This is a genomic window from Micromonospora sp. NPDC047730 (genome assembly GCF_043204765.1).
In the GTDB taxonomy this organism is placed as follows: Bacteria; Actinomycetota; Actinomycetes; order Mycobacteriales; family Micromonosporaceae; genus Micromonospora.
In genome coordinates this window covers 42,792-65,319 of record NZ_JBIDCU010000014.1, presented here as the reverse complement: position 1 = coordinate 65,319, position 22,528 = coordinate 42,792, and the positions used below count along the sequence as shown (strand labels likewise).

Here is a 22,528-nt window from a genome sequence, read left to right as displayed (position 1 = left end):
GTCGCGGGTCGTCCGCCCGGCTCCGAGCCGGCCAGGTCTCCGTCAGTGGCGCGTCGGAGAACGATTCACGCTTGGCGGGCGGTGCCTGCCGCGAACTGTCCCCGAGCCGTCGGAGACCGATGCCGCCCGAGTTTCCGCCCGGTTCTATTTGTCGCGATCGCCACGGAGGAGAGCAGCGCGAGCACCAGCCACGAGCCCTGCGCGTACTCCCAGTGGCCGCTCATCCAGATCGGCAGCAGGCTCATCGCGAAGAGGCCGGCCGCTATCCTGCCGACGTGTCCGGCTTGTCGGGCGGCTGCGGCGAGGGCTGCGGCGACGGCTGAGCCGTAGAGGAGAACACCGACCAGACCGAGGTCGGTGCCTACGGCGAGAAGCAGATTGTGCGGGCCGATCTGAAACGGGTTGACCATGCGGAAGACTCCGGGGCCGAGCCCCGTGAAGGGTTGCTCCATCCACGCCGATACGCCGAGCGGCCACACCTCGAGTCTGCCGGACAGGTCACCGGTCTCGCGGCCGAAGAGGGTGTCGAGCCGTTGCGCGATTGCGCTGAATCTGCTGGCGGCCGTGAACGGAACCAGGAGGATCAGCACGGGAACGCAAACGCGTGCCACCGCCCACGCCAGCGGCGAGCTGATCGCTGTCAGGGCGAGGAACGACGCGCCCAGGATGAGCCCGAGCGTGGCGCCTTTGGATCCCGTCAGCAGAACGCCGTACACGAATACCAGGAGGGCTCCGACAAGCGTTGCTCGTATGACGTGCGACCGCAGACCGACCCGAAGAAGGACGACTGCGAGCACTGCCCCCGTCACGAACGTGTACGAGGTGTAGTTGATGTTGATGCCGTCCACGCCGTAGCGGATGTTGTAGTCGAGGAGCGCATCGCGGTGGTCGGCGTTGCTGCGGGCGCCGAGGATCAACGTGACAGATGTGGCGGCGCAACCGGCCAGGTGGGCGAAGGCCACGGTAAGAAGGTGGGTCCTGTTGGTAACGACGTGTCGGACTGCGATGAAGACCAGGCACGCGGAGGCGTACAGGTAGGCGAGCCACCAGGTGATCGAGGGGTCGACCGTGCCGAGCATCGTGCTGGCAAGGGCCCACACGGCGGTGAGACCTGCCAGGACATCGGCGAGGTGGAGGCGCGGCAGACGGCAACTGACCAGGATTGCGATCACTGCGGCTGCGCCACCGTAGGTGGCGGCCAGCTTCGGCGACCAGGCGGCAACGAAGGCCACCGCACAGATCAACACCAGTCCCGGGAGTTCTCTGGCGGGAAACAGCCCGTTCGGTCGTCGCCCGGTGCCGGCGCCGTTTTCGCGTCGCTGAGAAGCGTGATGCGGAAAGGGGGAAGGGAAGGTTCGTCGTTGGTCCTCCGTCACAAGGGCAGTGGGACCGAACGTCGGAGGAATCGTCATCAGACTACTTCCCCTTCGAGGTGGACACCGTCGACGCGCCGCGACGCGAGGTCTCGCGGGTGCGGCGCTGGTCCGACGAGCCGTGACCGTTGGCGGTGGTGTCGCGCAGGGATCGGTAGAAGACGTCGCGCCGTCGCCTGAGAGCCTCCTCGGAGAAGTCGCGGGCGCGAGTGAGGTTGCGGGCAGATGCCTGGGCTCGCCGTGCTGGTTCGTTGAGCAGACGCCCTATCGCATCCGCCAAGGCGACGTGGTCGTCCGGAACAACGATGTCCTGACTCGCGAGCAGCTCGGGGATGCCTCCCACCGAGGATCCGACGGCGGGTAGACCCCGAGCCATCGCCTCGACCAATGCCTTGGGAAGCCCCTCGGTGCGCGACGGCATCGCGAACAGGTCGGCTTGGTCGAGGTATCGCCGGACCTGCGCTCCCGCGGGAACGGATCCGACGAACTCGATCCGGTGACGCACGCCGAGCTGAGTGGCCAGTTGCTCCAACCGGGCCTGTTGCCGGCCTGTTCCCAGATGGACGCACCGCACCGGCAAGCCGGCCGCGACGAGTCGAGCAAGAGCCATTATCAGGGTGTCGATGCCCTTGTAGAGCATCTCCAACGAGCCGACCGAGACGACGACGTACTCATCGCGTTGCACGAGCTGAGGAGGCTCGGTCACGAAGGCGTCCGGTGGCAACTCCACGCTCGAGTACGCCGCGGTCACGGCGTTCTTCCCGGCCGGATACCGTCGTTGCAGGTACCGCTCCGTTACGTAGGAGACTCCGACCGCGGTGCGGCACTGGTGCCGCAACAACGTCGTGTGACGCCACCTCAACCACGGCCGGAGGGGATGGCTGACGACGCCCGGTGCGTAGACCGTGTACGGGTCCGCCATGACCTCGACGGCATAGGGCAGACCCGAGCGCTCCCGCGCCGCAGCCAGGAGCGAGCCCAGTACCGTGGGCGCACGCAGTATGAGGACCGCATGCGGGTCGTCGGCGTCGCGCAGTGCGCGAACGACTGCCGCTCGACGGCGGACGTACTGCCAGGGCCCGAGGTAGTGAGGTATCGGCCGCACGAGCACGCGGTGCCCGTCCACTCGATGTGAGTCCGGCGGCATGGAGGGCACCTCCGCCACGCGCGCGAGCACCACCACCTCGGCGAATGCGGAAAGGTAGCGGGTGAAGAAGCCGTACCCCGGCCCTTCTCGCGTCCAGATCGCGCCATCCGGCGTCCGGGCGAACCGTGCTTCGACGGCGATCAGAGCTTTCATGTCGAGTCGTCCACCCGGCTCGTACGGCTCGTCCAAGGGCGGGAAGCCCGCCTTTGTCGGTGCTGGCTCGGGACTGCTGTCGAGCATGGTGCTCCTATGTCTGGCGAGGCTGTCGGGGTGCGGCGACGTGCACCGATGGGGCGCCAACAGAGACCACAAATGCGTGGGAAAGACGCTGTCTGAGTCCTACCAGGTTCTGTAGTGCCGATTGGGACTTTCACGAATTTCGTACTGTCACTGTCTCGCATGGCCGGGGAGCGAGGGCTGCGGCAACCTTCTTGGGCTTGACGGTGCTTCTTTGAGTGTTTTGGGCGTTTCTGCGGCTGCCTGGACTCGTTGCCCGTGGTGTGGCCGGCGGGCCGGCTGACCTGCCGCACCGGCAACAAGATCTGCTACGAGCCAGACGGGGAGCAACCAGTGACGTATTCGACCACCGGCCGCCGGGTCCTCATCACCGGCGGCACGGGTTCCTTCGGCAAGACGATGGTGCGCAGGCTCCTCGACCGCGGCGTCGGTGAGGTCCGGGTGCTCAGCCGCGACGAGGCCAAACAGGACGACATGCGCCGGCTGCTCGGCGACGACCGGGTCCGCTACCACGTCGGGGACGTGCGCGACTACGACTCGGTCCTGCGGGCCAGTCGGGGCATCGACTACATCTTCCACGCGGCGGCCCTGAAGCAGGTCCCGTCGTGCGAGTTCTTCCCGCTGGAGGCGGTGCGTACCAACGTCCTGGGCAGCGCCAACGTCATCGAGGCGGCGGAGCGCAACGGGGTCGGCTCGGTGGTCGTGCTGAGCACCGACAAGGCCGTCTACCCGGTCAATGCGATGGGCATGAGCAAGGCCCTGATGGAGAAGGTGGCGCAGGCGCACGCCCGGAACAACCCGAACAGCGCCACCACGGTCTCGTGCGTCCGGTACGGCAACGTCATGTACTCGCGCGGCTCGGTCATCCCGCTCTTCATCGAGCAGATCAAGGCGGGCCGGGCACCCACGGTGACGGACCCGGGAATGACCCGGTTCCTGATGTCGCTGGCCGACTCGGTGGAGCTCGTCGAGCACGCCTTCCAGCACGCCCGGCCCGGCGACATCTTCATCCGCAAGGCCGCCGCCTGCACCATCGGCGACCTCGCCGAGGCGGTCTGCGAGCTGTTCGACGTGCCCGCCAAGCTCGACGTGATCGGCGTACGGCACGGCGAGAAGCAGGACGAGACGCTGGCGAGCCGGGAGGAACTCGCCCAGGCCGACGACTTCGGCGACTTCCTCCGGGTGCCGCTGGACGCGCGCGACCTGAACTACGCGCTCTACGTGGACGAGGGCGAGCTGGGTGCGGGGCCGACGGAGGACTTCAACTCGGCGAACGCGCCGCGGATGGGCGTACCGGAGATCATCGAGCTGCTGAAGACGCTGCCGGCGGTCCGCGCGGAGCTGGCCCTGCGGGACCCGGTGCTGGCATGCTGAGGCTCGCGGTCACCGGAGCCGGCGGCTTCCTGGGCTGGCACGTACGGGTGCTGCTGCGCGTCCTCGGCTGGCCGGAGCCGGTCGTCGTCACCCGGGCAGAACTGGCCGACCCGCAGCGGGTCGCGGCGAAGGTCGGCGGGGTCGACCGGGTGCTGCACCTGGCCGGGGTCAACCGGGGCGAACCGGCGGACGTGTCCGCCGGCAACGTGCAGCTCGCGGCCCAGCTCGCGCAGGGTCTCAAGCACTGCCCGACGCCGCCCGGGACGGTGGTCTTCGCCAACTCGGTGCAGGCCGGCAACGGCACGCCCTACGGCGACGCGAAAGCCGCCGCCGCCGGCATCCTGGCCGACACGGGCCTGCCGGTCGACGACGTCCTGCTGCCGAACCTGTACGGGGAGCACGGGCGGCCGTTCTACAACTCCGCGGTCGCGACCTTCTGTCGGCTGCTCGCCGAGGGCGGCCGGCCGGAGGTGCACGCCGACCGGGAGCTGAGCCTGGTGCACGTCACCGACGCGGCGGCCCGACTCGTCGGCGTTCCGGCCGGGGGATCGTGGGATCCGGCCATGCCGGCGCTGCGGATCGGCGTGCGGGCCCTCGCCGACCGGCTCGCCGACGTCGCCGCCACCTACCGGACGGGGGAGATCCCGGCTCTGCTGGACCGGCACGACGTCCGGCTGTTCAACACGTACCGGTCGCACTGCTTCCCCGCGCACTATCCGCTGGCGCTGCCGCGTCGGGCCGACACCAGGGGCGAGCTGGTCGAGACGGTCAAGGCGCACGGTGGAGGCGGCCAGACCTTCTGCTCCACGACCCGTCCCGGCATCACCCGGGGCGAGCACTTCCACCTGGCCAAGATGGAGCGGTTCGTCGTGCTGCACGGCACGGCCGAGATTAGCCTGCGCAGGGTCGGCGACACCGAGGTGGTGCGGTTTCCCGTCTCCGGCGACGAGCCGGTGCTGGTGGACATGCCCACCATGTGGGTGCACAAGCTGGTCAACACCGGATCGGACGAGCTGGTCACCATGTTCTGGACGAACGAGGTGTTCGACCCGGGCCGGCCGGACACCTGGCCCGAGCCGGTGGAGGGTCCCCGGTCGGAGCAGCCGGTGGTCGACGCGTGAGGATCGGCCTGGTCAGCCAGTGGTATCCGCCGGAAGGGGTGTTCATCCCCGGCAACCTGGCGCGCCAGCTGGCGGAGCGGGGCCACGAGGTGCGGGTGCTCACCACCTTTCCGAGCTACCCGCACGGCCGCATCTACCCGGGCTGGCGGCAACGCTGGCGGCACACCGAGGCTGACGGCCCGGTCACCGTCCGGCGGGTCCCCGCCTACCCCAGCCACGACACGTCCGCCGCCCGGCGCGCGCTGAGCCACCTCTCCTTCGGGGCCAGCAGCGCGCTGGGCGGCGTCCGTTGGTTGGCCGGCGCCGACGTCACCTACGTCTACCACCCGCCGCCCACCTCGTTCGCCGCGGCGGCGATCGCCCGCGTGGCCCGGCGTACGCCGATCGTGCTCCACGTGCAGGACCTGTGGCCGGAGTCCGTGCTCGGGTCGGGCATGGCGCCGACCGGCCGGGCCGGCCGGACATTGCAGCGGGGGATCGCCGCGCTGATGCGCGCGACGTACCGCATGGCCAGCGCCGTCGTGGTGATCTCGCCGGCGATGGCCGATCTGGTGGTGGCCCGTGGCGCGGACCCGGCCCGGGTCCGGGTGGTGTGGAACTGGACCGACGACGCGCTGTTCCGGCCGGTGCCGGCCACCGACGCGGCCCGCGCGGCGCTCGGCCACCGTGGACGCTGCACGGTGATGTTCGCCGGCAACATCGGCCTGTTGCAGGGCATCGAGACCGCGATCCGGGCGGCGGCCGCTGCCCGCGACCGGATCGACCTGGTGCTGGTCGGCTCCGGCGCGGACGAGGACGCCGCCCGACGGCTCGCCGCAGACCTCGGTGCCGACAACGTCCGCTTCGTCGGCCGGCGCCCGGCCGAGCAGATGGCCGAGCTGTACGCCGCCGCGGACTGGCAGCTCGTCTGCCTGCGCGACCTGCCCGCGTTGCGCGGCAGCATCCCCTCGAAGCTGCAGGCCGCCCTGGCCTGCGGCGCCCCGGTGATCGCCTCCGTGGGCGGCGACGCCGCGGCCCTGGTCCGCTCGACCGGCGTCGGTCTGGTCTCCCCGCCGGGGGACTGGCAGGCGCTCGCGGCGCGGTTCTCCGTCGCGGCGGCCGAGTCCCCGGCGGCGCGGGCGGAGCTGGGTCTGCGGGCCCGGCGCGTCTATCAGGAGCGCATGTCGCTGCGGGTAGGCGTGGACCAGTTCGAGGACATCATGAGCAAGCTGGCAGCAGAGAGAGGACGGGCATGACCCGGATCATGACGGTGGTCGGCACCCGACCCGAGATCATCCGGTTGTCCCGGGTGATCGCCCGGCTCGACGACACGGTGGAGCACCTGCTGGTGCACACGGGGCAGAACTGGGACAGCACGCTCTCCGACGTCTTCTTCAAGGAGCTGCGGCTGCGCGAGCCGGACCGGTTCCTGCGGGTGGACACCTCGTCGCTCGGTCGCGTGCTGGGCGGCGTGCTGGTCGGTATGGAGGCGGTCGTCGCCGAGACGCGGCCGGACGCGCTGCTCGTGCTCGGCGACACCAACAGCTGCATCGCCGCACTGATGGCCCGGCGGATGCGGGTGCCGGTCTACCACATGGAGGCCGGCAACCGCTGCTTCGACCTGAACGTCCCGGAGGAGACGAACCGGCGGCTGGTCGACCACGTCGCCGACTTCAACCTGGTCTACACCGAGCACGCCCGGCGCAACCTGCTGGCCGAGGGGCTGCACCCGCGCCGGATCCTGCACACCGGCTCGCCCATGCGGGAGGTGCTGGAGCACTACCGGTCGGACATCGGCGCGTCGGCCGTCCTGCGGCAGCTCGACCTCGCGCCCGGCCGGTACTTCGTGGTCAGCGCGCACCGCGAGGAGAACGTCGACCAGCCGGCCCGCCTCCAGCGTCTGCTCGACTGCCTCCGGGCGGTCCGTGACCGGTGGGGGTATCCGGTGCTGGTCTCCACGCACCCGCGCACCCGCAAGCGGTTGGAGGCGTTGGCGCCGGACGCGACCGCCCTGGAGGGGATCGCGTTCCACGAGCCGTTCGGCCTCTTCGACTACGTGCACCTCCAGACCAGGGCCTACTGCACGCTCTCCGACAGCGGCACGATCAGCGAGGAGGCCGCGATCCTCGGCTTCCCTGCCGTGACGCTGCGCGAGTCGATCGAGCGTCCCGAGGCGTTGGACGCCGGCGGGATCATCATGACCGGGCTCGACCCGCAGGGCGTGGTCGAGGCGGTCGAGGTGACCGTGGACCAGGTCGCCGCCCAGGGGGTGCCGTGCCCGGTCGACTACCGGGTCCCGGACACCTCCCGTCGGGTGGTCGACTTCATCCTCTCCACCGTTCGGCGGCACCACGACTGGGCGGGCATCCGCCGCTGAGGTACGACAGGGCCGGCGACCGGAGCTCCGGTCGCCGGCCTTCTCGTGCCCCGTGCCGACAGGACCCGCCGCGCCTGGCGCGTAGACCCGGGGCGTGTGGACGCCGCCGACCCGGCGGGCCGGCGGCGTCCACGGGGAGACTTCAGCGGGACAACGGAACCTGCACCGGGGCGGCGTGGACAGGTCCGGTCGGGTGGGAACAGAGCTGGGCGAGCTGGGCGACGACCTTCTCGGGGTCGTCGTACGGGTCGAGGCCGCTGACCTCCATCGGGTCCAGCGCGGGCACCGCCACGTGCGAGACCAGCGGGTGCAGGGGCCGGGTGTCGACCTCCCCGGCACCGAAGAGGTCCTCGTGCAGCTTCTCGCCGGGCCGCAGCCCCGTGTAGACGATCGGCACGCTGCTGTCCGCCTGCTCGGCCATCTGCTGCGCCAGGTCGGCGATGCGGACCGGCTCGCCCATGTCCAGTACCAGCGCCTCCCCGTCCCGGCCGATCTCGGCGGCCTGCAACACCAGGTGCACCGCCTCCTGCACCGTCATCAGGTAGCGGGTCACCTCGGGGTGCGTGACGGTGAGCGGTCGGCCCAGCTCGATCTGCCGTTGGAACGCCGTCACCACCGAACCGCGGCTGCTCAACACGTTGCCGAAGCGGACGCTGAGGAAGGTGCCGGGGAAGCGGGAGGCGGCGTGCGCGGTCAGCCGTTCGGTGATCCGCTTCGAGTAGCCGAGGACGCTGATCGGGTCGGCCGCCTTGTCGGTGGAGATGTTGACGAACCGGGCGACGTCGCGGCAGGCGTCGAGCACGGAGAGCGTGCCCCAGACGTTCGTCTTCACCGCCTCGCCGGGGTGCCGCTGGAGCAGCGTGAGGTGCTTCAGCGCGGCGGCGTGGAAGATGACCTCCGGCCGGCGCTCGCGGATGATCCGTCGGATCCCCTCGTCGTCCCGAAGGTCGGCGAGGATCAGCTCGGGGCCGTCCAGCAGGGCCCGGCCGGCCAGTGACATCTGGAGGGCGTGCAGGGCCGACTCGTCGCGGTCGAGCATCATCAGCTCGCCCGGGTCCGCCTTCATCACCTGCCGGCACAGCTCCGAGCCGATGGAGCCGCCGGCGCCGGTGACCAGGATCCGTCGGCCGGTGAGCCCGCTGGTGCTCATCGCCATGTCGGCCACCACCTGCCGGCGTCCGAGCAGGTCGCCGATCTGCACGTCGCGGACGTCGGTGACGGTGATCCGGTGGTCGACGAGGTCCCGGACGGGGGGCAGCACCTTGAACGCCGCCCCGGTACGCAGCGTGGCCTCCCGGATCTGCCGGATCAGCGCGGCGTCGGCGTTCGCGACGGAGAAGATCACGGTCGTCGCACCGGTACGCCGGACGGCCTCCGCGACGTCCCGCCGGCCGCCGAGCACGCGTACTCCGCCGATGCGCAGGTCCCGCTTGTCGGGGTCGTCGTCGAGGGCGCCCACGGGCCGGTAACGCCCGCGCGGGTCGCTGAGCATGGCCCGCAGCAGCCCCTGCCCGGCGTCGCCGAGCCCGAACAGCAGCACCGGGTTCGAGGACCGGACGTCCGGTCGCATGGCGAGGTCCCGGCGATGCCGGTAGGTGAACCGGGCGGCGAGCATGAACAGCAGCGCCAGGGCGCCCCCGACCAGCGGGGCGCTCGCCGGCACCGGCCGCACGCCGGCCGGGAGCAGCCCGACCAGCAGGATCGCGGCGGTGGTGGCCGCGGTGCCGGCGACCCCCTGCACCTCCTGGAGGCTGCCCAGCGGGTGGCGTCCGGAGTAGATCCGGCGCACCGCCGCGACGGCCACGTGCACGACGGCGGCGAGGGCGCCGCAGGCGACGGCGCGCGCGAGCTGCTCGGGCGTCAGGTCGAACTCGTAACGGAACCAGACCGCGGCGACGAACCCGCAAACCCAGGCGGTGCTGTCGGTGGCGAGAAATCCGATGGTCCGGCGGCGCGCCCTGGACCGGTGTGACCCCTGCTCGCTGAGTCGGGTCGTCTCTGTCTCCGGCGGCATATGTGCTCCCTGTCCGTCTCCGACCGCTTCCGCCGCAGGGCGGAAAGAGCTTTGGGCTCATTTACTTGATACATGCCCGAAAGCGATGTTTGAGAGTTTTCAGGCTTAGTGACCGAATTTTGCCCGAGGGGTCGAGACCGTGTCGGTTCAACGGGCGGGTACGCCCTTGACGACCACGCCGTCCGGCACGTCCCGGACGACGCAGGCGCCAGCTCCGACGGTGCTGTGCCGGCCTACCCGCAGGCCCTGCAAAACGGCTGCGGTCGTGCCGACGAGCACCCCCTCCGCCAGGTGGCAGTCGCCGGAGACGGCGGCGAGTGGGTTGACCGACACGAAGTCGGCGAGGGTGCAGTCGTGGCCGACGGTGGCGTTCTGGTTGAGGTGCACGTGCCGGCCGACGGTGACGTTCGTGGTGACGCGGGCCCCGGCGAAGGCGACGAAACCGGGACCGTGCACGGTGTCCGGCCCGATCGTCGCCGCCGGGTGCACGAGGCTCGCCGCCGGCACGCCGTACGCGTCGACGCGCCCCGCCACGGCCCGCCGGACGCGCGGGTCGCCGATGCCGATGACGTGGTGCGTTTCCGGGGGTGCGTCGCGCAGCCAGGCGACTCCGCCGAGGTAGGGGACGTCGAGCCGCTGCACCCGCTTCAGGTTCTCCTCGGACGGGCGGTCGTCGACGAACCCGAGGAGGTGCCAGCGCCGCCGGCCGGCTGCGGCGTCCGTGGCCCGGGCGATCGTCAGGACCTCCCGGCCGTGGCCACCGCAGCCGACGACCACCAGGGGAGTCGTCACGCCGTCGACGCCCCCGCCCGCACCGTCAGGAACTCGTCCACGGCGGCGAGGACGCGGCCGATCTGCGCCTCGTCCAGGACACTGCCGCTCGGCAGGGCCAGCCCGTCGGCGAACAACCGCTCCGCCGCGCCGGTGACGAGACGCTCGGCGTCGGCGTACGCCGGTTGCAGGTGCATCGGTTTCCAGACCGGTCGGGTCTCGATGTCCCGCAGGGCCAGGTGGGCCGCCAGGTCGGCGGCCCGCCACCCGGACCGCTTCGGATCGACCACGATCGTCGTCAGCCAGCAGTTGGAGCCCGCGTCCTCCACGCCGACCAGGCGTACGCCGGGGACCGGGGCGAAGAGCTTGGCGTACCGGTCGCGGAGCTGCCGGCGCCGGGCGATCATCCCGTCCAGCCGGACGAGTTGGGCGCGGCCGAGCGCGGCGAGCAGGTTGCTCAGCCGGTAGTTGTAGCCCGTCTCGCGGTGCTCGTAGTGCGGCGTCGGTTCGCGGGCCTGGGTGGCGAGGTGACGGGCCCGGGCCAGCAGGGCCGTGTCGTCGGAGACGAGCATGCCGCCGCCCGACGTGGTCATGATCTTGTTGCCGTTGAAGGAGAGGATGCCCGCCCGGCCGAAGGAGCCGGCGGGCCGGCCGCGATGGGTGGCGCCGAGGGCCTCGGCGGCGTCCTCGACGATCGGGGCGCCCGCCGCGTCGCAGACCGGCAGCAGCGCGGTGTAGTCGACGCAACTGCCGAAGAGGTCCACCGGAACGACCGCCCCGACACGCTGGCCCCGGAAGGTCAGGTTTCGGATCAGCTCGGCGACGAGGGTGACGTCGACGTTGCCGGTGTGCGGGTCGCAGTCGACGAAGACCGGTCGTGCGCCGGCGTACCGGACCGCGTTCGCGGTCGCCACGAACGTCAGCGTCGGCACGATGACGGCATCCCCGGGCCCGACTCCCACCCCGAGCAGCGCCAGGTGCAGCGCGGCCGTGCCGGAACTCACGGCCACGGCCCCGCGGGTGCCCACCCGCGCGGCGACCTCGCACTCGAACGCGTCGAGGTCCGGCCCGACGGGCGCGACCCAGCCGGACCGCAGGGCCGCGACGACGTACGACTCCTCCAGCGGCCCGACGTCGGGCGGGGACAGGTGGATGGTCCGGCTCATCGGCCACCTCCGGCGGGAACGGTCAGGTTGGCCTCCCGGACCGGCACGGCGGGAACGGGCGAGGGCGTGCCGAGGAACTCGGGCGCGGTGGCCGAGCCCGCCGCGGAGATCCCCTCGCGGCGCAGCACGGTGCGGACGGTCGCGGCGAGGATCGACAGGTCCAGCCGCAGGCTGCGATGGTCGACGTACCAGACGTCAAGGTCCAGCTTCTCCTCCCAGCCCAGGCTGTTGCGTCCCCGTATCTGGGCCAGTCCGGTGACGCCCGGCCTGACCTCGTGCCGGCGGGCCTGGGTGGGGGAGTAGCGCGGCAGGTACTGGGTGAGCAGGGGACGGGGGCCGACCAGGCTCATGTCGCCGCGCAGCACGTTCCACAGCGTCGGCAGCTCGTCCAGGCTGGTGGAGCGCAGGAACCGTCCCAGCGGCGTCAGCCGGTCCCCGTCGCGCACCCGTCCCCGCCGCGGATCGGGCGGGAGCATGGTGCGGAACTTGACCAGCTCGAACACCCGGCCGTGCCGGCCGGCGCGCGGCTGCCGGAACAGCACCGGCCGGCCGAGCCCCGCGGCCACCAGCGCCGCCACCACGAGGACGAGCGGCGCGGTCAGCACCAGCAGCACCACGGCTGCCGCCAGGTCGATGGCCCGCTTGAGGCCCTCCGGTCGGGCCCGCTCCGCCAGATCCCCCGGCGCGTTCACGGAACCATGCACGGTGTCGACCTCCCAGCCAATCGAGTCATCATGGAACAGACAGGTTGTATCAGGCATGAAAGCGTCAAGAGGGCGGAATCGCGACACCAGGTCCTGATCCCGACAGGTCAACCGCCCAACCGTCCGTCAGGACTCGGCCGGCTACCAAGACGTGACCTTCCATCCGGCCCGACCGGCAGTAGAGTGCTCGACCGTCGACAGGGCGAGGGGGAGGGCCGTGCTGCACCTGAGGGTGATCGCTCCACCGGACCAGTCCGCCGCGGTGGCCGAGCTGCTGGCCGCCGACCCCGGGGTGACCCATCTCGCCGTGCTCGCCGGCGCCGCCCGCCAGCCCGAGGGCGACCTCATCCTCTGCGACGTGGTCCGGGAGAGCGCCGACGGCGTGCTGCGCGACCTGCGGCAGCTCGGCGTGGAGGCACGCGGGGCCATCGCGGCCGACGACGTGGAGCTGGCCATCTCCGCGGCGGCGGACCGGGCGGCCCGGACGGCGCCCGGCAGCGGCGCGGACGCGGTGGTCTGGGACGAGATCGCCGCCAAGACCGGCGAGCAGACGGAACTGTCCGCCACCTACCTCGTGCTGATCACCGTCGCCACCATGCTCGCCGGCATCGGCGTCCTGCTCGACCAGCCGATCCTCATCGTCGGCGCGATGGTCGTCGGCCCCGAGTTCGGCCCCCTGGCCGCGCTCTGCGTGGCGCTGCTGCGTCGCAGGCCACCGGCCATCGCCCGGTCGGTGCAGGCGCTGGTGGTCGGTTTCCTCGTCGCCATGGTGGTCACCGTGCTCAGCACCTGGGCGCTGACCGCCGCCGGGCTGGTCGACCGCGGGATGCTGTTGGCCGATCGCCCGCTCACGGACTTCATCTGGCGGCCGGACGCGCTCTCCTGGGTGGTCGGCCTGCTCGCCGGTGTGGCCGGCATGCTCTCGCTGACCTCGAAGAAGTCCGGCAGCCTGGTCGGGGTGCTGATCTCGGTGACCACGGTGCCGGCCGCCGCGAACGTGGCTGTCGCCGCCGCGTACGGCGTCTGGCCCGAGGCGGCCGGCTCGGGCCTCCAGTTGGTGATCAACCTCTGCGCGATCGTGCTCGCCGGCCTGGTCACGCTGGTGGTGCAGCAGTCATGGTGGTGGTACCTGGCCCGGCGCGGCCCCGGGCACGGGCCAGACCGGGCCCGTCGCTGACCCCCCGTCAGGGCCCCTCGTCACCGCCGTCCAGCCGGCGGGTGAGCAGCGTTCGCAGCGGGATGGACTCGCCGTCCCGGCCACCCGCGCCGACGATCAGCGGCGGCGGGCTGGGCTGCGGCTCGGCCCCGAGCAGTCGGGCGCGCAGGCTGCCCGACACGGTCAGCAGGTGGAAGCGCCCGTCCACGTCGACCGCCCGGGTCCGGGCCCGGTCGACGTACCAGCCGCGCAGCCGCGTCCGGTAGCGGCCGCGACCGTCGTAGGCCCGGGCCGTGAGCCGTTCCGTGGGCAGCCCGCGCCGGATCGCCTCGGCGACGAACCAGGCCACGAGCTCCGCCGCCTCCGCCTGCTCGGCCGCCCGGCGCCGCTCGTCGGCCGCCGCGTGCGCCCGCACCGCCCGTCGCTGCCGCTCCCGCCACTCCAGGCCGTCACCCTCGTCCACGACCGCGACGGTACGCCGCGCCGCCCGCCCCCGGTACCTGTGGCTCCCGCGCCGCCCGCTCCGCTATCCGTGGCGCCCGCTCCGCTATCCGTGGCGCCCGCCGCCGATTCGTGGTGCGGGGCGGCCCGACGCCGTTCTGGTGCCGGCCCGTCGCCCGGGTTCTTGCCGGCTCTGTCCCCGGCGCCGGCCGCCGGCCGTCCGCTGATCTCGGGCAGCGGTCGCCACCGGCTGCACCCGCCGGCCGCGGGCCCGCCGGGCGGTGCGCGTTCGCGCCCGCCCGGCGGGGTGTCCTCAGGCCAGGCCGGCCCGGCGCAGCGCGTCGGCCATGGCGCTGTTGGCCGCTGCCGGCGCGGCGCCGCCCCGGCCGCCCTGCCGCTGCGGCGATCCGCCGCGCCCGCCCTGCCCGCCGCCGTCCCGGCCGCCCTGCCCGCCGCGGTCCCGGCCGCCCTGCCCGCCGCCGTGACCGCCGCCCCGGCTGCCCCGGTCGCCGCGCGGCCCGCCCTGCCCGCCGCGCTCGCGGCGGCCACCCTCCGGACCGCCGCGCCCGGCGCCGGCCTCCGCGTCGTCCTCGAGCCGCAGGGTGAGCGAGATCCGCTTGCGGGGCACGTCGACGTCGAGCACCTTGACCCGGACCACGTCGCCGGACTTGACCACCTCGCGCGGGTCCTTCACGAACGTCCGGGACATGGCCGAGACGTGCACGAGGCCGTCCTGGTGGACCCCGACGTCCACGAACGCGCCGAACGCGGCCACGTTGGTGACCACGCCCTCCAGCACCATCCCCGGCGTCAGGTCGCTGATCTTCTCCACGCCCTCCACGAAGGTGGCGGTGCGGAACTCCGGCCGGGGGTCGCGGCCCGGCTTCTCCAGCTCGGCGAGGATGTCCGTGACGGTGGGCAGGCCGAAGGTGTCGTCGACGAAGTCGGTGGCCCGCAGCCCGCGCAGGATCGTGCTCCTGCCGATCAGGGAGCGCACGTCCTGCCCGGTGCTGGCCAGGATCCGGCGCACCACCGGGTACGCCTCCGGGTGCACGCTGGACGAGTCCAGCGGGTCGTCGCCGCCCGGGATGCGCAGGAAGCCCGCGCACTGTTCGAACGCCTTCGGCCCGAGCCGGGGGACCTTCTTCAGCTCGGCCCGGGTGCGGAACGGCCCGTTGGCGTCGCGGTGCAGCACGATGTTCTCCGCCAGCCCGGCGCCGATGCCCGACACCCGGGTCAGCAGCGGCGCGGAGGCGGTGTTGACGTCGACCCCGACCGCGTTGACGCAGTCCTCGACCACCGCGTCCAGCGACCGGGAGAGCTTCACCTCCGACAGGTCGTGCTGGTACTGGCCGACGCCGATCGACCGCGGGTCGATCTTGACCAGCTCGGCGAGCGGGTCCTGCAGGCGGCGCGCGATGGAGACCGCGCCGCGCAGCGAGACGTCCAGCCCGGGCAGCTCCTGGGCGGCGTACGCGGACGCGGAGTAGACCGACGCCCCTGCCTCGGAGACCACCACCTTGGTCAGGTTGAGCTGCGGGTGCCGCTTGATCAGCTCCCCGGCCAGCTTGTCCGTCTCCCGGCTCGCGGTGCCGTTGCCGATGGCGACCAGCTCGACGCCGTGCGCGCCGGCGAGCCGGGCCAGGGTCTCGATCGAGGCGTCCCACTGGCGGCGCGGCTCGTGCGGGTAGATCGTGTCGGTGGCGACCACCTTGCCGGTGGCGTCCACCACGGCGACCTTCACGCCGGTGCGCAGGCCCGGGTCCAGCCCCATCGTGGGCCGGGTGCCGGCGGGCGCCGCGAGCAGCAGGTCGCGCAGGTTGGTGGCGAAGACGCGCACCGCCTCCTCCTCGGCCGCCTGCCACAGCCGCATCCGCAGGTCGGCGCCGAGGTGGATGAGGATCCGGGTGCGCCAGGCCCAGCGCACCGTGTCGGCCAGCCACCGGTCGGCCGGCCGGCCCTTGTCGGTGACGCCGAACCGGCCGGCGATCGCCGCCTCGTAGCGGCTCGGCCCGGTGGGCGCCGCGTCGGCCTCGCCGCCCTCCTCGGGCTCCATGGTCAGGTCGAGCACGCCCTCCTTCTCGCCCCGGAACATGGCGAGGATCCGGTGCGAGGGCAGCTTCGGGTACGGCTCGGCGAAGTCGAAGTAGTCGGCGAACTTCGCGCCGGCCGACTCCTGCCCGTCGCGTACCCGCGAGACGAGCCGGCCCCGCGACCACATCTGCTCGCGCAGCGTGCCGATCAGGTCGGCGTCCTCGGCGAACCGCTCGATGAGGATGGCCCGGGCGCCCTCCAGGGCGGCGGCGGGGTCCGCGACCCCCCTGTCGGCGTCGACGTAGCCGGCAGCGGCCTCGCGGGGGTCCCGGGACGGGTCGGCCAGCAGCGACTCGGCGAGCGGCTCCAGCCCCGCCTCGCGGGCGATCTGCGCCCGGGTCCGCCGCTTGGGCTTGTAGGGCAGGTAGATGTCCTCCAGGCGGGACTTCGAGTCGGCCGCCATGATCTGCGCTTCCAGGGCCTCGTCGAGCTTGCCCTGGCCGCGGATCGACTCCAGCACCGCCGCGCGCCGCTCGTCCAGCTCGCGCAGGTAGCGCAGCCGCTCCTCGAGGGTGCGCAGCTGGGTGTCGTCGAGCAGGCCGGTGGCCTCCTTGCGGTAGCGGGCGATGAACGGCACGGTGGCGCCGCCGTCGAGCAGCTCCACGGCCGCCCGTACCTGACGCTCGGCGACGCCGAGCTCCTCGGCGATCCGCTGATGAACAGAGAGGGTCACGATCTCGATCCGCCTTCGGTGTGGGTTCCGCTGAGCATTCTGCCGGCCCCCACCGACTGCCGTCGCCGCCCCCGCCCCGGCGCGTCGGGTGTAAGGAAGGGCACCTTGTTATCGCCTGGGGTAGAGGAAGGGGCCCTTCCTTACACCCGCCTCGCCCGCGACGCCGTGGCCGGTGCGCCGCCGGCTACCGAACCGGCGGGCGTGCGCCGTTCCGGCCCACGCTGCGCTAGCGTGGCGATCATGGAACCTCCCGCGGACCCGCGGGCCCGGCGGCTCTTCGGCGGCAGCGCCCGGGCCCTCGGCGACCTCGCCGCTAGCCCGTTCCGGGCCGACCGGGACCGGATCGTGGCCTCGCCGTTCTTCGCCCGGCTGAACGGTGTGACCCAGGTGGTCAGCCCCGGCGGCTCCGGCCTGCTGGTGCACAACCGGCTGACCCACAGCCTCAAGGTCGCCCAGGTGGCACGCGCGATCGCCGAGCGGCTCACGGCCGACGGCGAGCACCGCGACCTGCTGGAGAAGCTCGGCGGCTGCGACCCGGACGTGGTGGAGGCCGCCGCCCTCGCGCACGACCTCGGCCACCCGCCGTTCGGGCACCTGGGGGAGCGGGTGCTGGACCGGCTGGCCCGGCAGCGGCTCGGGCTCACCGACGGCTTCGAGGGCAACGCCCAGTCGTACCGGATCGTCACCAGCACCGAGATCCGCGGCGCGGCGACCACCGGCCTGGACCTCACGGCGGCGGTGCGGGCGGCCATGCTGAAGTACCCGTGGACGCGCCTGGACCACCCGGACCCGCACCCCCGGCTGCTGGACCCGCCGCCGCGCGGCGCCACCCCGCCGCCCGACGACCCCGGCAGCGGCTCCTCGAAGTTCGGCGCGTACCGGACGGAGGTCGACGACCTGCGGCAGGCACGGGAGCCGTTCGTCGGCCGGATTCCGGACTGGCAGCAGACCGTCGAGGCGTCGGTGATGGACACGGCGGACGACATCGCGTACGCGATCCACGACGTGGAGGACTTCTACCGCGTCGGGGTGCTCCAGCAGGGCGCGGTCTCCGCCGAGCTGATGGCCTGGCAGCGCGAGAGCGGGCACTTCCGGGCCATCACCGACGCGGCCCTGACCGCCGCGGCCCGCCGGCCCGGCTCGGCGATCGAGCGGCTGCGCCGGCAACTGCACCGCAAGGACGCCTGGATCGCCGACGACGAGGCGTTCGCCGCCGCCGTCGAGCACGTCCGCGAGGAGCTGGTGGAGGGGCTGCTGGCGATGCCCTTCGACGGCTCCATCGAGGCGGAGCAGTACGTGGCCCGCTTCTCCGCCCGCTGGACCACCCGCTTCGTCGACGCGATCACGGTGGTCGAGCAGCCCTCGGTCCGCTCCGGCCACGTGCTGCTCGCCCCGGCGCAGTGGCACGAGGTGCAGGTGCTCAAGTTCGTCCACCACCGGTTCGTGCTGGCCCGGCCCGACCTGGCCCTGCACCAGCGCGGGCAGGCCCGGCTGCTGGGCACCCTGGTGGAGGCACTGCTGGACTGGCTGCTCGACCCCGAGGAGGAGTCCCGGCTGCCGCGCCGCCTGCACGACCTGGTGGAGCTGGCCGAGGCGGAGCTGCACCCGCGTACGCCGGACCGGCTCGGCAAGGCCCGCGGCCGGGCGATCGTCGACTTCGTCGCCCAGCTCACCGACAGCCAGGCGGTCGCCATGCTGGACTCCCTGTCGGGCCGCTCCGGCGCGCTCTGGACCGACGCGTTCGTCCTCTGAGGACGCTCAGGCGACGGCCTGCCACCAGCCGTCGACGGCCGGCGGTTCGTCCACCACCACCCGCTCGCCGGGGCGGGGCACGGCGAGCCGCACGTCGCGGGCCTTCGCCTCGGCCCAGATCCGGTCCACCGGCTCCGACCAGTCGTGCAGGGCGAGGTTGAACGTCGCCCAGTGCACGGGGAGGAGCAGCCCGCCGCGCAGGTCGAGGTGGGCGGCGACGGCCTCCTCGGGGAACATGTGGATGCTCGGCCAGGCCCGGTCGTACGCGCCGATCTGCATCAGCGTGACGTCGAACGGCCCGTGCTCCGCGCCGATCGCCGCGTAGCCGTCGAAGTAGCCGGAGTCGCCGGTGTAGAAGACCTTCCGGTGCGCGCCGGCCACCACCCAGGAGCCCCACAGCGTGCCGTCGCGGCGCAGGCCCCGGCCGGAGAAGTGTTGGGCGGCGGTGGCGGTGATCTCCAGCCCGGCCACCCGGTGGCTCTCGGACCAGTCCAGCTCGACGATCCGCGCCGCCGGGACGCCCCAGCGGTCCAGGTGCGCGCCCACCCCGAGCGGCACCAGGAACGGCGCCGACTGGAGGTCGGTCAGCGCCCGCACGGTCGCCATGTCGAGGTGGTCGTAGTGGTCGTGCGAGATCAGGATCGCGTCGACCGGGGGCAGCTCGTCGAGGCGGACCGGCATCTCGTGCAGGCGGCGGGGGCCGACCCGGGCCGATGGCGAGCACCGCTCGCTCCACACCGGGTCGAGCAGCACCTTGCGGCCCTCGATCTCGATCAGCGCGGAGGCGTGGCCGTACCAGACGACGTTCAGCTCGCGCGTGACGTCGGTGGCCGGGGCGGCGCCCGGGCGCAGCAGCGGCACGGGAGCGCTCGGGCGGCGCTTCTGCTTGCCGAAGATCAACTCACGGATCAGGCCCCGATCGGGCGCGCCGGCCATCGAGCGGGTGCCGCCGGGGTTGTGGAAGGTGCCGTCGCGGAACTGCGGCGAGCGCGCCGCCCGCTCCGCCCGCGCGCCGGTGAGCCGGCCGCCGAGCGCCGCCGGCACGTCCCGGGCCACCCACGCCAGCCCGGCCAGCGCGGCCAGCCCGGCCGCCCCGCGCAGCTGGCGCCCCAACGCCTGGTCGAGTCCCGCGCGTTCCGCTGGTGCGCCCATCGCCGTCCCTCCGCCGTGTCCCGTCGTACACGGTAGCCGGGTCTCCGGCGGGTCTGCGGGCGGTCAGGGTGGCCCCCGCCGGGGCCACCCGCGCCGCGCGGCGGCTCAGCCGCCGTTGCTGGGCCGCTGCACGGCCGGACGGTGGGTCGCGCCCGCGCCGGTGAGGCGGTCGACCGCGGCGAGGAAACGCCGGCCCATGCGGGCCCGGGCCTCGACGGCGGGATGGGTGGCGCCGTAGTCGTCGGCGCCGGCCTGCCCGTCGGCGAAGAGGGCGTACGTCAGCAGGGGCGCACCGGCCGCGTCGAAGATCACCCCGGCCTCGTGCCGGGCGTCGGCGAACCAGCCGGCCTTGGTGGCGATCCGGGCCCGCTCGGCCGAGGACATGACGCGCCGGACCCCGTCGGTGTACGCGACGGGGGCGCGCAGCAGCCGCAGCACGAAGGCCGTGGCGGCCGGCGAGAGCAGGGTGCCGCCGACCAGGGCGCGCAGCAGGTCGTGGGTCTCCCGGGGGGTGCTGGTGCCGAGGAAGAACCGGTTCGGGTTGGCCACCGGCTGCACCTGCGTGTTCGGGAAGCCCTTGTCCCGCAGGATCTGGTTGAGTTCGGCGGCGGGGCAGACCAGGCCGCACAGCCGCACCGCCGTGTCGTCGGAGACGGTCAACAGGTTGGCCAGCGCGTGGCCGAGCGTCACCGAGCTGGGGTAGGCGCCGTCCAGGCTGAACATGCCGTCCCCGCCGGGCACCACGATCGCGGCGGTGACCTCGACCCGCTGGTCGAGCGTCAGCAGCCCCCGGTCGACCTTGTCCAGCACCGCCGTCGCCACCGCGATCTTGTTGACGCTGTACGCCTCGATCCGCCGGTCCGGCTCGTCGGCCACCGCCACCGCCGGCTCGCCGGCCGGATCGGCGACGCTGACGTACGCCTGCCAGTTGCCGCCGGCGCGGTCGGTCTCCCGCGCGTAACTCGCGGCGACCCGACGGGCGGCCTGCCGGGGTGTGGCCGGAGCCGGTTCGGTGACCTCGGGGGCGGCGGACGCCGGCGCGGCGGCGCCGAGCACCGTCCCGGCGGTGGCCACCGTGCCGAGTCCCAGCGCGGTCCTGCGGTTCACCCGGATGGTCAATCGTCTCTCCCGTCGTGGTGGTCGGCCGTGCTCTCCGGCCCACCACCCTAGGCGAAACGATCGACGCCGGTGATCCCACGACGCGCTCGCCCGGCCGATGCCGCTGGTCGCGCCGGTGACGACCACCGTCCGGCTCACGGCGCGAGCACGACCTTGACGCAGCCGTCCCGCTTCTTCTGGAACATCTCGTACGCCTGCGGCGCCCGCGCCAGCGGCACCCGGTGGGTGCGCAGGTCCGCCACGCCCAGCGGGTCGTCGTCGGAGAGGAGCGGGATGATCTCGTCGGTCCACCGACGCACGTGGCACTGGCCCATCCGCACCTGGATGCCCCGGTCGAACATCTCCATCAGCGGCATCGGGTCCACCTCGCCGCCGTACACCCCGGAGATGGAGACGGTGCCACCGCGCCGGACCGCCTTGAGCGTCGCCTTGAGCACGACGAGCCGGTCGACGCCGACCTTGTCGGTCATGGCCTGGGCGAGTTTGTCGGGCAACAGCCCGGCGGCGGTCTGGGCGAGCTTGCCGAGGGGAGCACCGTGCGCCTCCATGCCGACGGCGTCGATCACCGCGTCGGGGCCGCGCCCGTCCACCAGGTCGATCAGCGCACCGGGCACGTCGTCCAGCTCGCGCACGTCGAGCACCTCGATGCCGTGCCGGCGCGCCATCGCCAGCCGCTCCGGAACCAGGTCCAGCCCGATCACCCGGTCGGCGCCGAGGTGCCGGCCGACGCGCGCGCAGAACTGGCCGACCGGGCCGAGCCCGAAGACGGCGAGGGTGCCGCCGCGCGGGGTGTCCGCGTACTTCACCGCCTGCCACGCCGTCGGCAGGATGTCGGACAGGTAGAGCCACCGCTCGTCGGGCCCGGTCTCCGGCACCTTGATCGGGCCGAACTGGGCGTGCGGCACCCGCAGGTACTCCGCCTGCCCGCCGGGCACCGAGCCGTAGAGCGAGGTGTAGCCGAACAGCGCGCCGCCCTTGCCCTCGGACGTCACCTGGGTGGTCTCGCACTGGGCGTAGAGCTGCCGCTGGCACATCCAGCAGGTGCCGCAGGAGATGTTGAACGGCACCACCACCCGGTCGCCCGGCTTGAGCCGGGTCACCCCCGGGCCGACCTCCTCGACGATGCCCATCGGCTCGTGGCCGAGGACGTCGCCGGGCTTGAGGTACGGCCCGAGCACCTCGTAGAGGTGCAGGTCGGAGCCGCAGATGGCGGTCGAGGTGATCCGGACGATCGCATCGGTCGGCTCCTCGATCCGTGGATCCGGCACCTTCTCGACCCGTACGTCCCGCTTGCCCTGCCAGGTCAGTGCCTTCATGTCCCGACGTCCCCTCTCGCGTCCTCCGGTGGACTGCTACCCGCCCACGCCGGCTTGAACCGGGGCTTGAGCCGGCGGGGGCCGTGGCTGGCGGTCGGACATGGACGCTGTCGAGCTGCCCCGCCGGGCGGGGCAGCGTGGCTGGCGGTGTTGGGCAGTGCGGTCGCTGTCGAACTGCGCCGGGGATGAGGCGGCCGGGCCGGATGCGACCGGGCGCCGGCGACGGAGCGCGCCGGTGTCGGGGCGTGACGACGGGCGGCCTGGCGGGGTGTTGCCGGCGTGGCGGCGGGGGCACCGGCGCTGTTGCTGCGGGCGTGGCGGTGGGTGTCGGTAGTGGGGCTGCGGGCGTGACGTCGGCGGGGCTCGGCAGTGGTGTTGTGGCCGGGACGGCGGCCGGGACGGCGGCGGTCCTATGGACGGGGCAGCTCGACAGTGCCGGCGAGGTTGCCCATCCGGCCGAACCGGCTCGATGGAACCGGCCCGGCGCTGAAGGCGGTCGACGGGCGTCCCGCCGTCGGCGAGGGGCGTTGGCGGCTCGGGGGCGATCGCCGGGCCGGGCCGG

General features: G+C 73.1%; 17 protein-coding genes. 6 read left to right on the top strand and 11 right to left on the bottom strand.

Features of this window, described 5'->3' with window-relative positions; translation table 11 throughout:
- Positions 1-65: 65 nt before the first annotated feature.
- Positions 66-1,376, bottom strand: a complete 1,311-nt coding sequence (locus tag ACGF5G_RS26700; RefSeq protein WP_393267504.1) for an O-antigen ligase family protein — start codon at positions 1,374-1,376, stop codon at positions 66-68.
- A 40-nt stretch (positions 1,377-1,416) separates the two neighbouring features.
- Positions 1,417-2,760: a glycosyltransferase family 4 protein gene (locus ACGF5G_RS26695; protein ID WP_393267501.1), complete on the bottom strand. Its 1,344-nt coding sequence runs from the start codon at positions 2,758-2,760 to the stop codon at positions 1,417-1,419.
- A gap of 330 nt (positions 2,761-3,090) precedes the next feature.
- Here ACGF5G_RS26695 and ACGF5G_RS26690 point away from each other — a divergent pair, with 330 nt between their 5' ends.
- Genes ACGF5G_RS26690 through wecB form a run of 4 tightly spaced genes read left to right on the top strand, consistent with a single transcriptional unit; the run spans position 3,091 to position 7,608 of the window.
- Positions 3,091-4,131: a polysaccharide biosynthesis protein gene (locus ACGF5G_RS26690; RefSeq protein ID WP_393267499.1), complete on the top strand. Its 1,041-nt coding sequence runs from the start codon at positions 3,091-3,093 to the stop codon at positions 4,129-4,131.
- On the top strand, positions 4,125-5,252 hold the full coding sequence (locus ACGF5G_RS26685) for a capsular biosynthesis protein (protein WP_393267496.1): 1,128 nt from the start codon (positions 4,125-4,127) through the stop codon (positions 5,250-5,252). The genes ACGF5G_RS26690 and ACGF5G_RS26685 overlap by 7 nt, the downstream gene beginning before the upstream one ends.
- Positions 5,249-6,487 carry a glycosyltransferase family 4 protein gene (locus ACGF5G_RS26680; RefSeq protein WP_393267493.1) on the top strand — a complete coding sequence of 413 codons (1,239 nt, stop codon included), beginning with the start codon at positions 5,249-5,251 and terminating at the stop codon, positions 6,485-6,487. Before ACGF5G_RS26685 ends, ACGF5G_RS26680 begins: the two co-directional genes overlap by 4 nt.
- Positions 6,484-7,608: a non-hydrolyzing UDP-N-acetylglucosamine 2-epimerase gene (wecB, locus tag ACGF5G_RS26675; protein ID WP_393267490.1), complete on the top strand. Its 1,125-nt coding sequence runs from the start codon at positions 6,484-6,486 to the stop codon at positions 7,606-7,608. Before ACGF5G_RS26680 ends, wecB begins: the two co-directional genes overlap by 4 nt.
- A gap of 142 nt (positions 7,609-7,750) precedes the next feature.
- Here the strand turns inward: wecB and ACGF5G_RS26670 are convergent, their stop codons facing one another.
- The 4 genes from ACGF5G_RS26670 to ACGF5G_RS26655 form a co-directional block, all read right to left on the bottom strand.
- A complete protein-coding gene (locus ACGF5G_RS26670) occupies positions 7,751-9,622 on the bottom strand; it encodes a polysaccharide biosynthesis protein (RefSeq protein WP_393267487.1) in 1,872 nt (623 codons plus the stop codon).
- A 147-nt stretch (positions 9,623-9,769) separates the two neighbouring features.
- Positions 9,770-10,414: an acetyltransferase gene (locus tag ACGF5G_RS26665; protein ID WP_393267484.1), complete on the bottom strand. Its 645-nt coding sequence runs from the start codon at positions 10,412-10,414 to the stop codon at positions 9,770-9,772.
- Positions 10,411-11,559 carry a DegT/DnrJ/EryC1/StrS family aminotransferase gene (locus tag ACGF5G_RS26660; RefSeq protein WP_393267481.1) on the bottom strand — a complete coding sequence of 383 codons (1,149 nt, stop codon included), beginning with the start codon at positions 11,557-11,559 and terminating at the stop codon, positions 10,411-10,413. Before ACGF5G_RS26660 ends, ACGF5G_RS26665 begins: the two co-directional genes overlap by 4 nt.
- Positions 11,556-12,263 (bottom strand): sugar transferase, encoded by a 708-nt coding sequence (locus ACGF5G_RS26655; RefSeq protein WP_393267478.1) that lies wholly within the window; start codon positions 12,261-12,263, stop codon positions 11,556-11,558. The genes ACGF5G_RS26660 and ACGF5G_RS26655 overlap by 4 nt, the downstream gene beginning before the upstream one ends.
- 217 nt (positions 12,264-12,480) lie before the next feature.
- On the opposite strand from ACGF5G_RS26655, the gene ACGF5G_RS26650 reads away from it, so the two are divergent.
- Positions 12,481-13,440 carry a DUF389 domain-containing protein gene (locus ACGF5G_RS26650; protein ID WP_393267475.1) on the top strand — a complete coding sequence of 320 codons (960 nt, stop codon included), beginning with the start codon at positions 12,481-12,483 and terminating at the stop codon, positions 13,438-13,440.
- Positions 13,441-13,447: 7 nt separating this feature from the next.
- On the opposite strand, the gene ACGF5G_RS26645 is transcribed toward ACGF5G_RS26650, so the two are convergent.
- A complete protein-coding gene (locus ACGF5G_RS26645; RefSeq protein ID WP_393267472.1) occupies positions 13,448-13,882 on the bottom strand; it encodes a hypothetical protein in 435 nt (144 codons plus the stop codon).
- 291 nt (positions 13,883-14,173) lie between these two features.
- Positions 14,174-16,627 (bottom strand): Tex family protein, encoded by a 2,454-nt coding sequence (locus tag ACGF5G_RS26640; protein WP_393267468.1) that lies wholly within the window; start codon positions 16,625-16,627, stop codon positions 14,174-14,176.
- 240 nt (positions 16,628-16,867) lie between these two features.
- On the opposite strand from ACGF5G_RS26640, the gene ACGF5G_RS26635 reads away from it, so the two are divergent.
- The gene (locus ACGF5G_RS26635) at positions 16,868-18,379 is read left to right on the top strand and encodes a deoxyguanosinetriphosphate triphosphohydrolase family protein (RefSeq protein WP_393267465.1); all 1,512 of its coding nucleotides are present in this window, start codon (positions 16,868-16,870) and stop codon (positions 18,377-18,379) included.
- Positions 18,380-18,385: 6 nt separating this feature from the next.
- Here ACGF5G_RS26635 and ACGF5G_RS26630 read toward each other — a convergent pair whose 3' ends face one another.
- From ACGF5G_RS26630 to ACGF5G_RS26620, 3 genes are all read right to left on the bottom strand, one after another.
- Positions 18,386-19,531 carry an MBL fold metallo-hydrolase gene (locus ACGF5G_RS26630; protein ID WP_393267463.1) on the bottom strand — a complete coding sequence of 382 codons (1,146 nt, stop codon included), beginning with the start codon at positions 19,529-19,531 and terminating at the stop codon, positions 18,386-18,388.
- Positions 19,532-19,636: 105 nt separating this feature from the next.
- The gene (locus tag ACGF5G_RS26625) at positions 19,637-20,650 is read right to left on the bottom strand and encodes a serine hydrolase (RefSeq protein ID WP_393267460.1); all 1,014 of its coding nucleotides are present in this window, start codon (positions 20,648-20,650) and stop codon (positions 19,637-19,639) included.
- A 134-nt stretch (positions 20,651-20,784) separates the two neighbouring features.
- Positions 20,785-21,966 (bottom strand): zinc-dependent alcohol dehydrogenase, encoded by a 1,182-nt coding sequence (locus ACGF5G_RS26620; RefSeq protein ID WP_393267457.1) that lies wholly within the window; start codon positions 21,964-21,966, stop codon positions 20,785-20,787.
- Positions 21,967-22,528 lie beyond the last annotated feature (562 nt).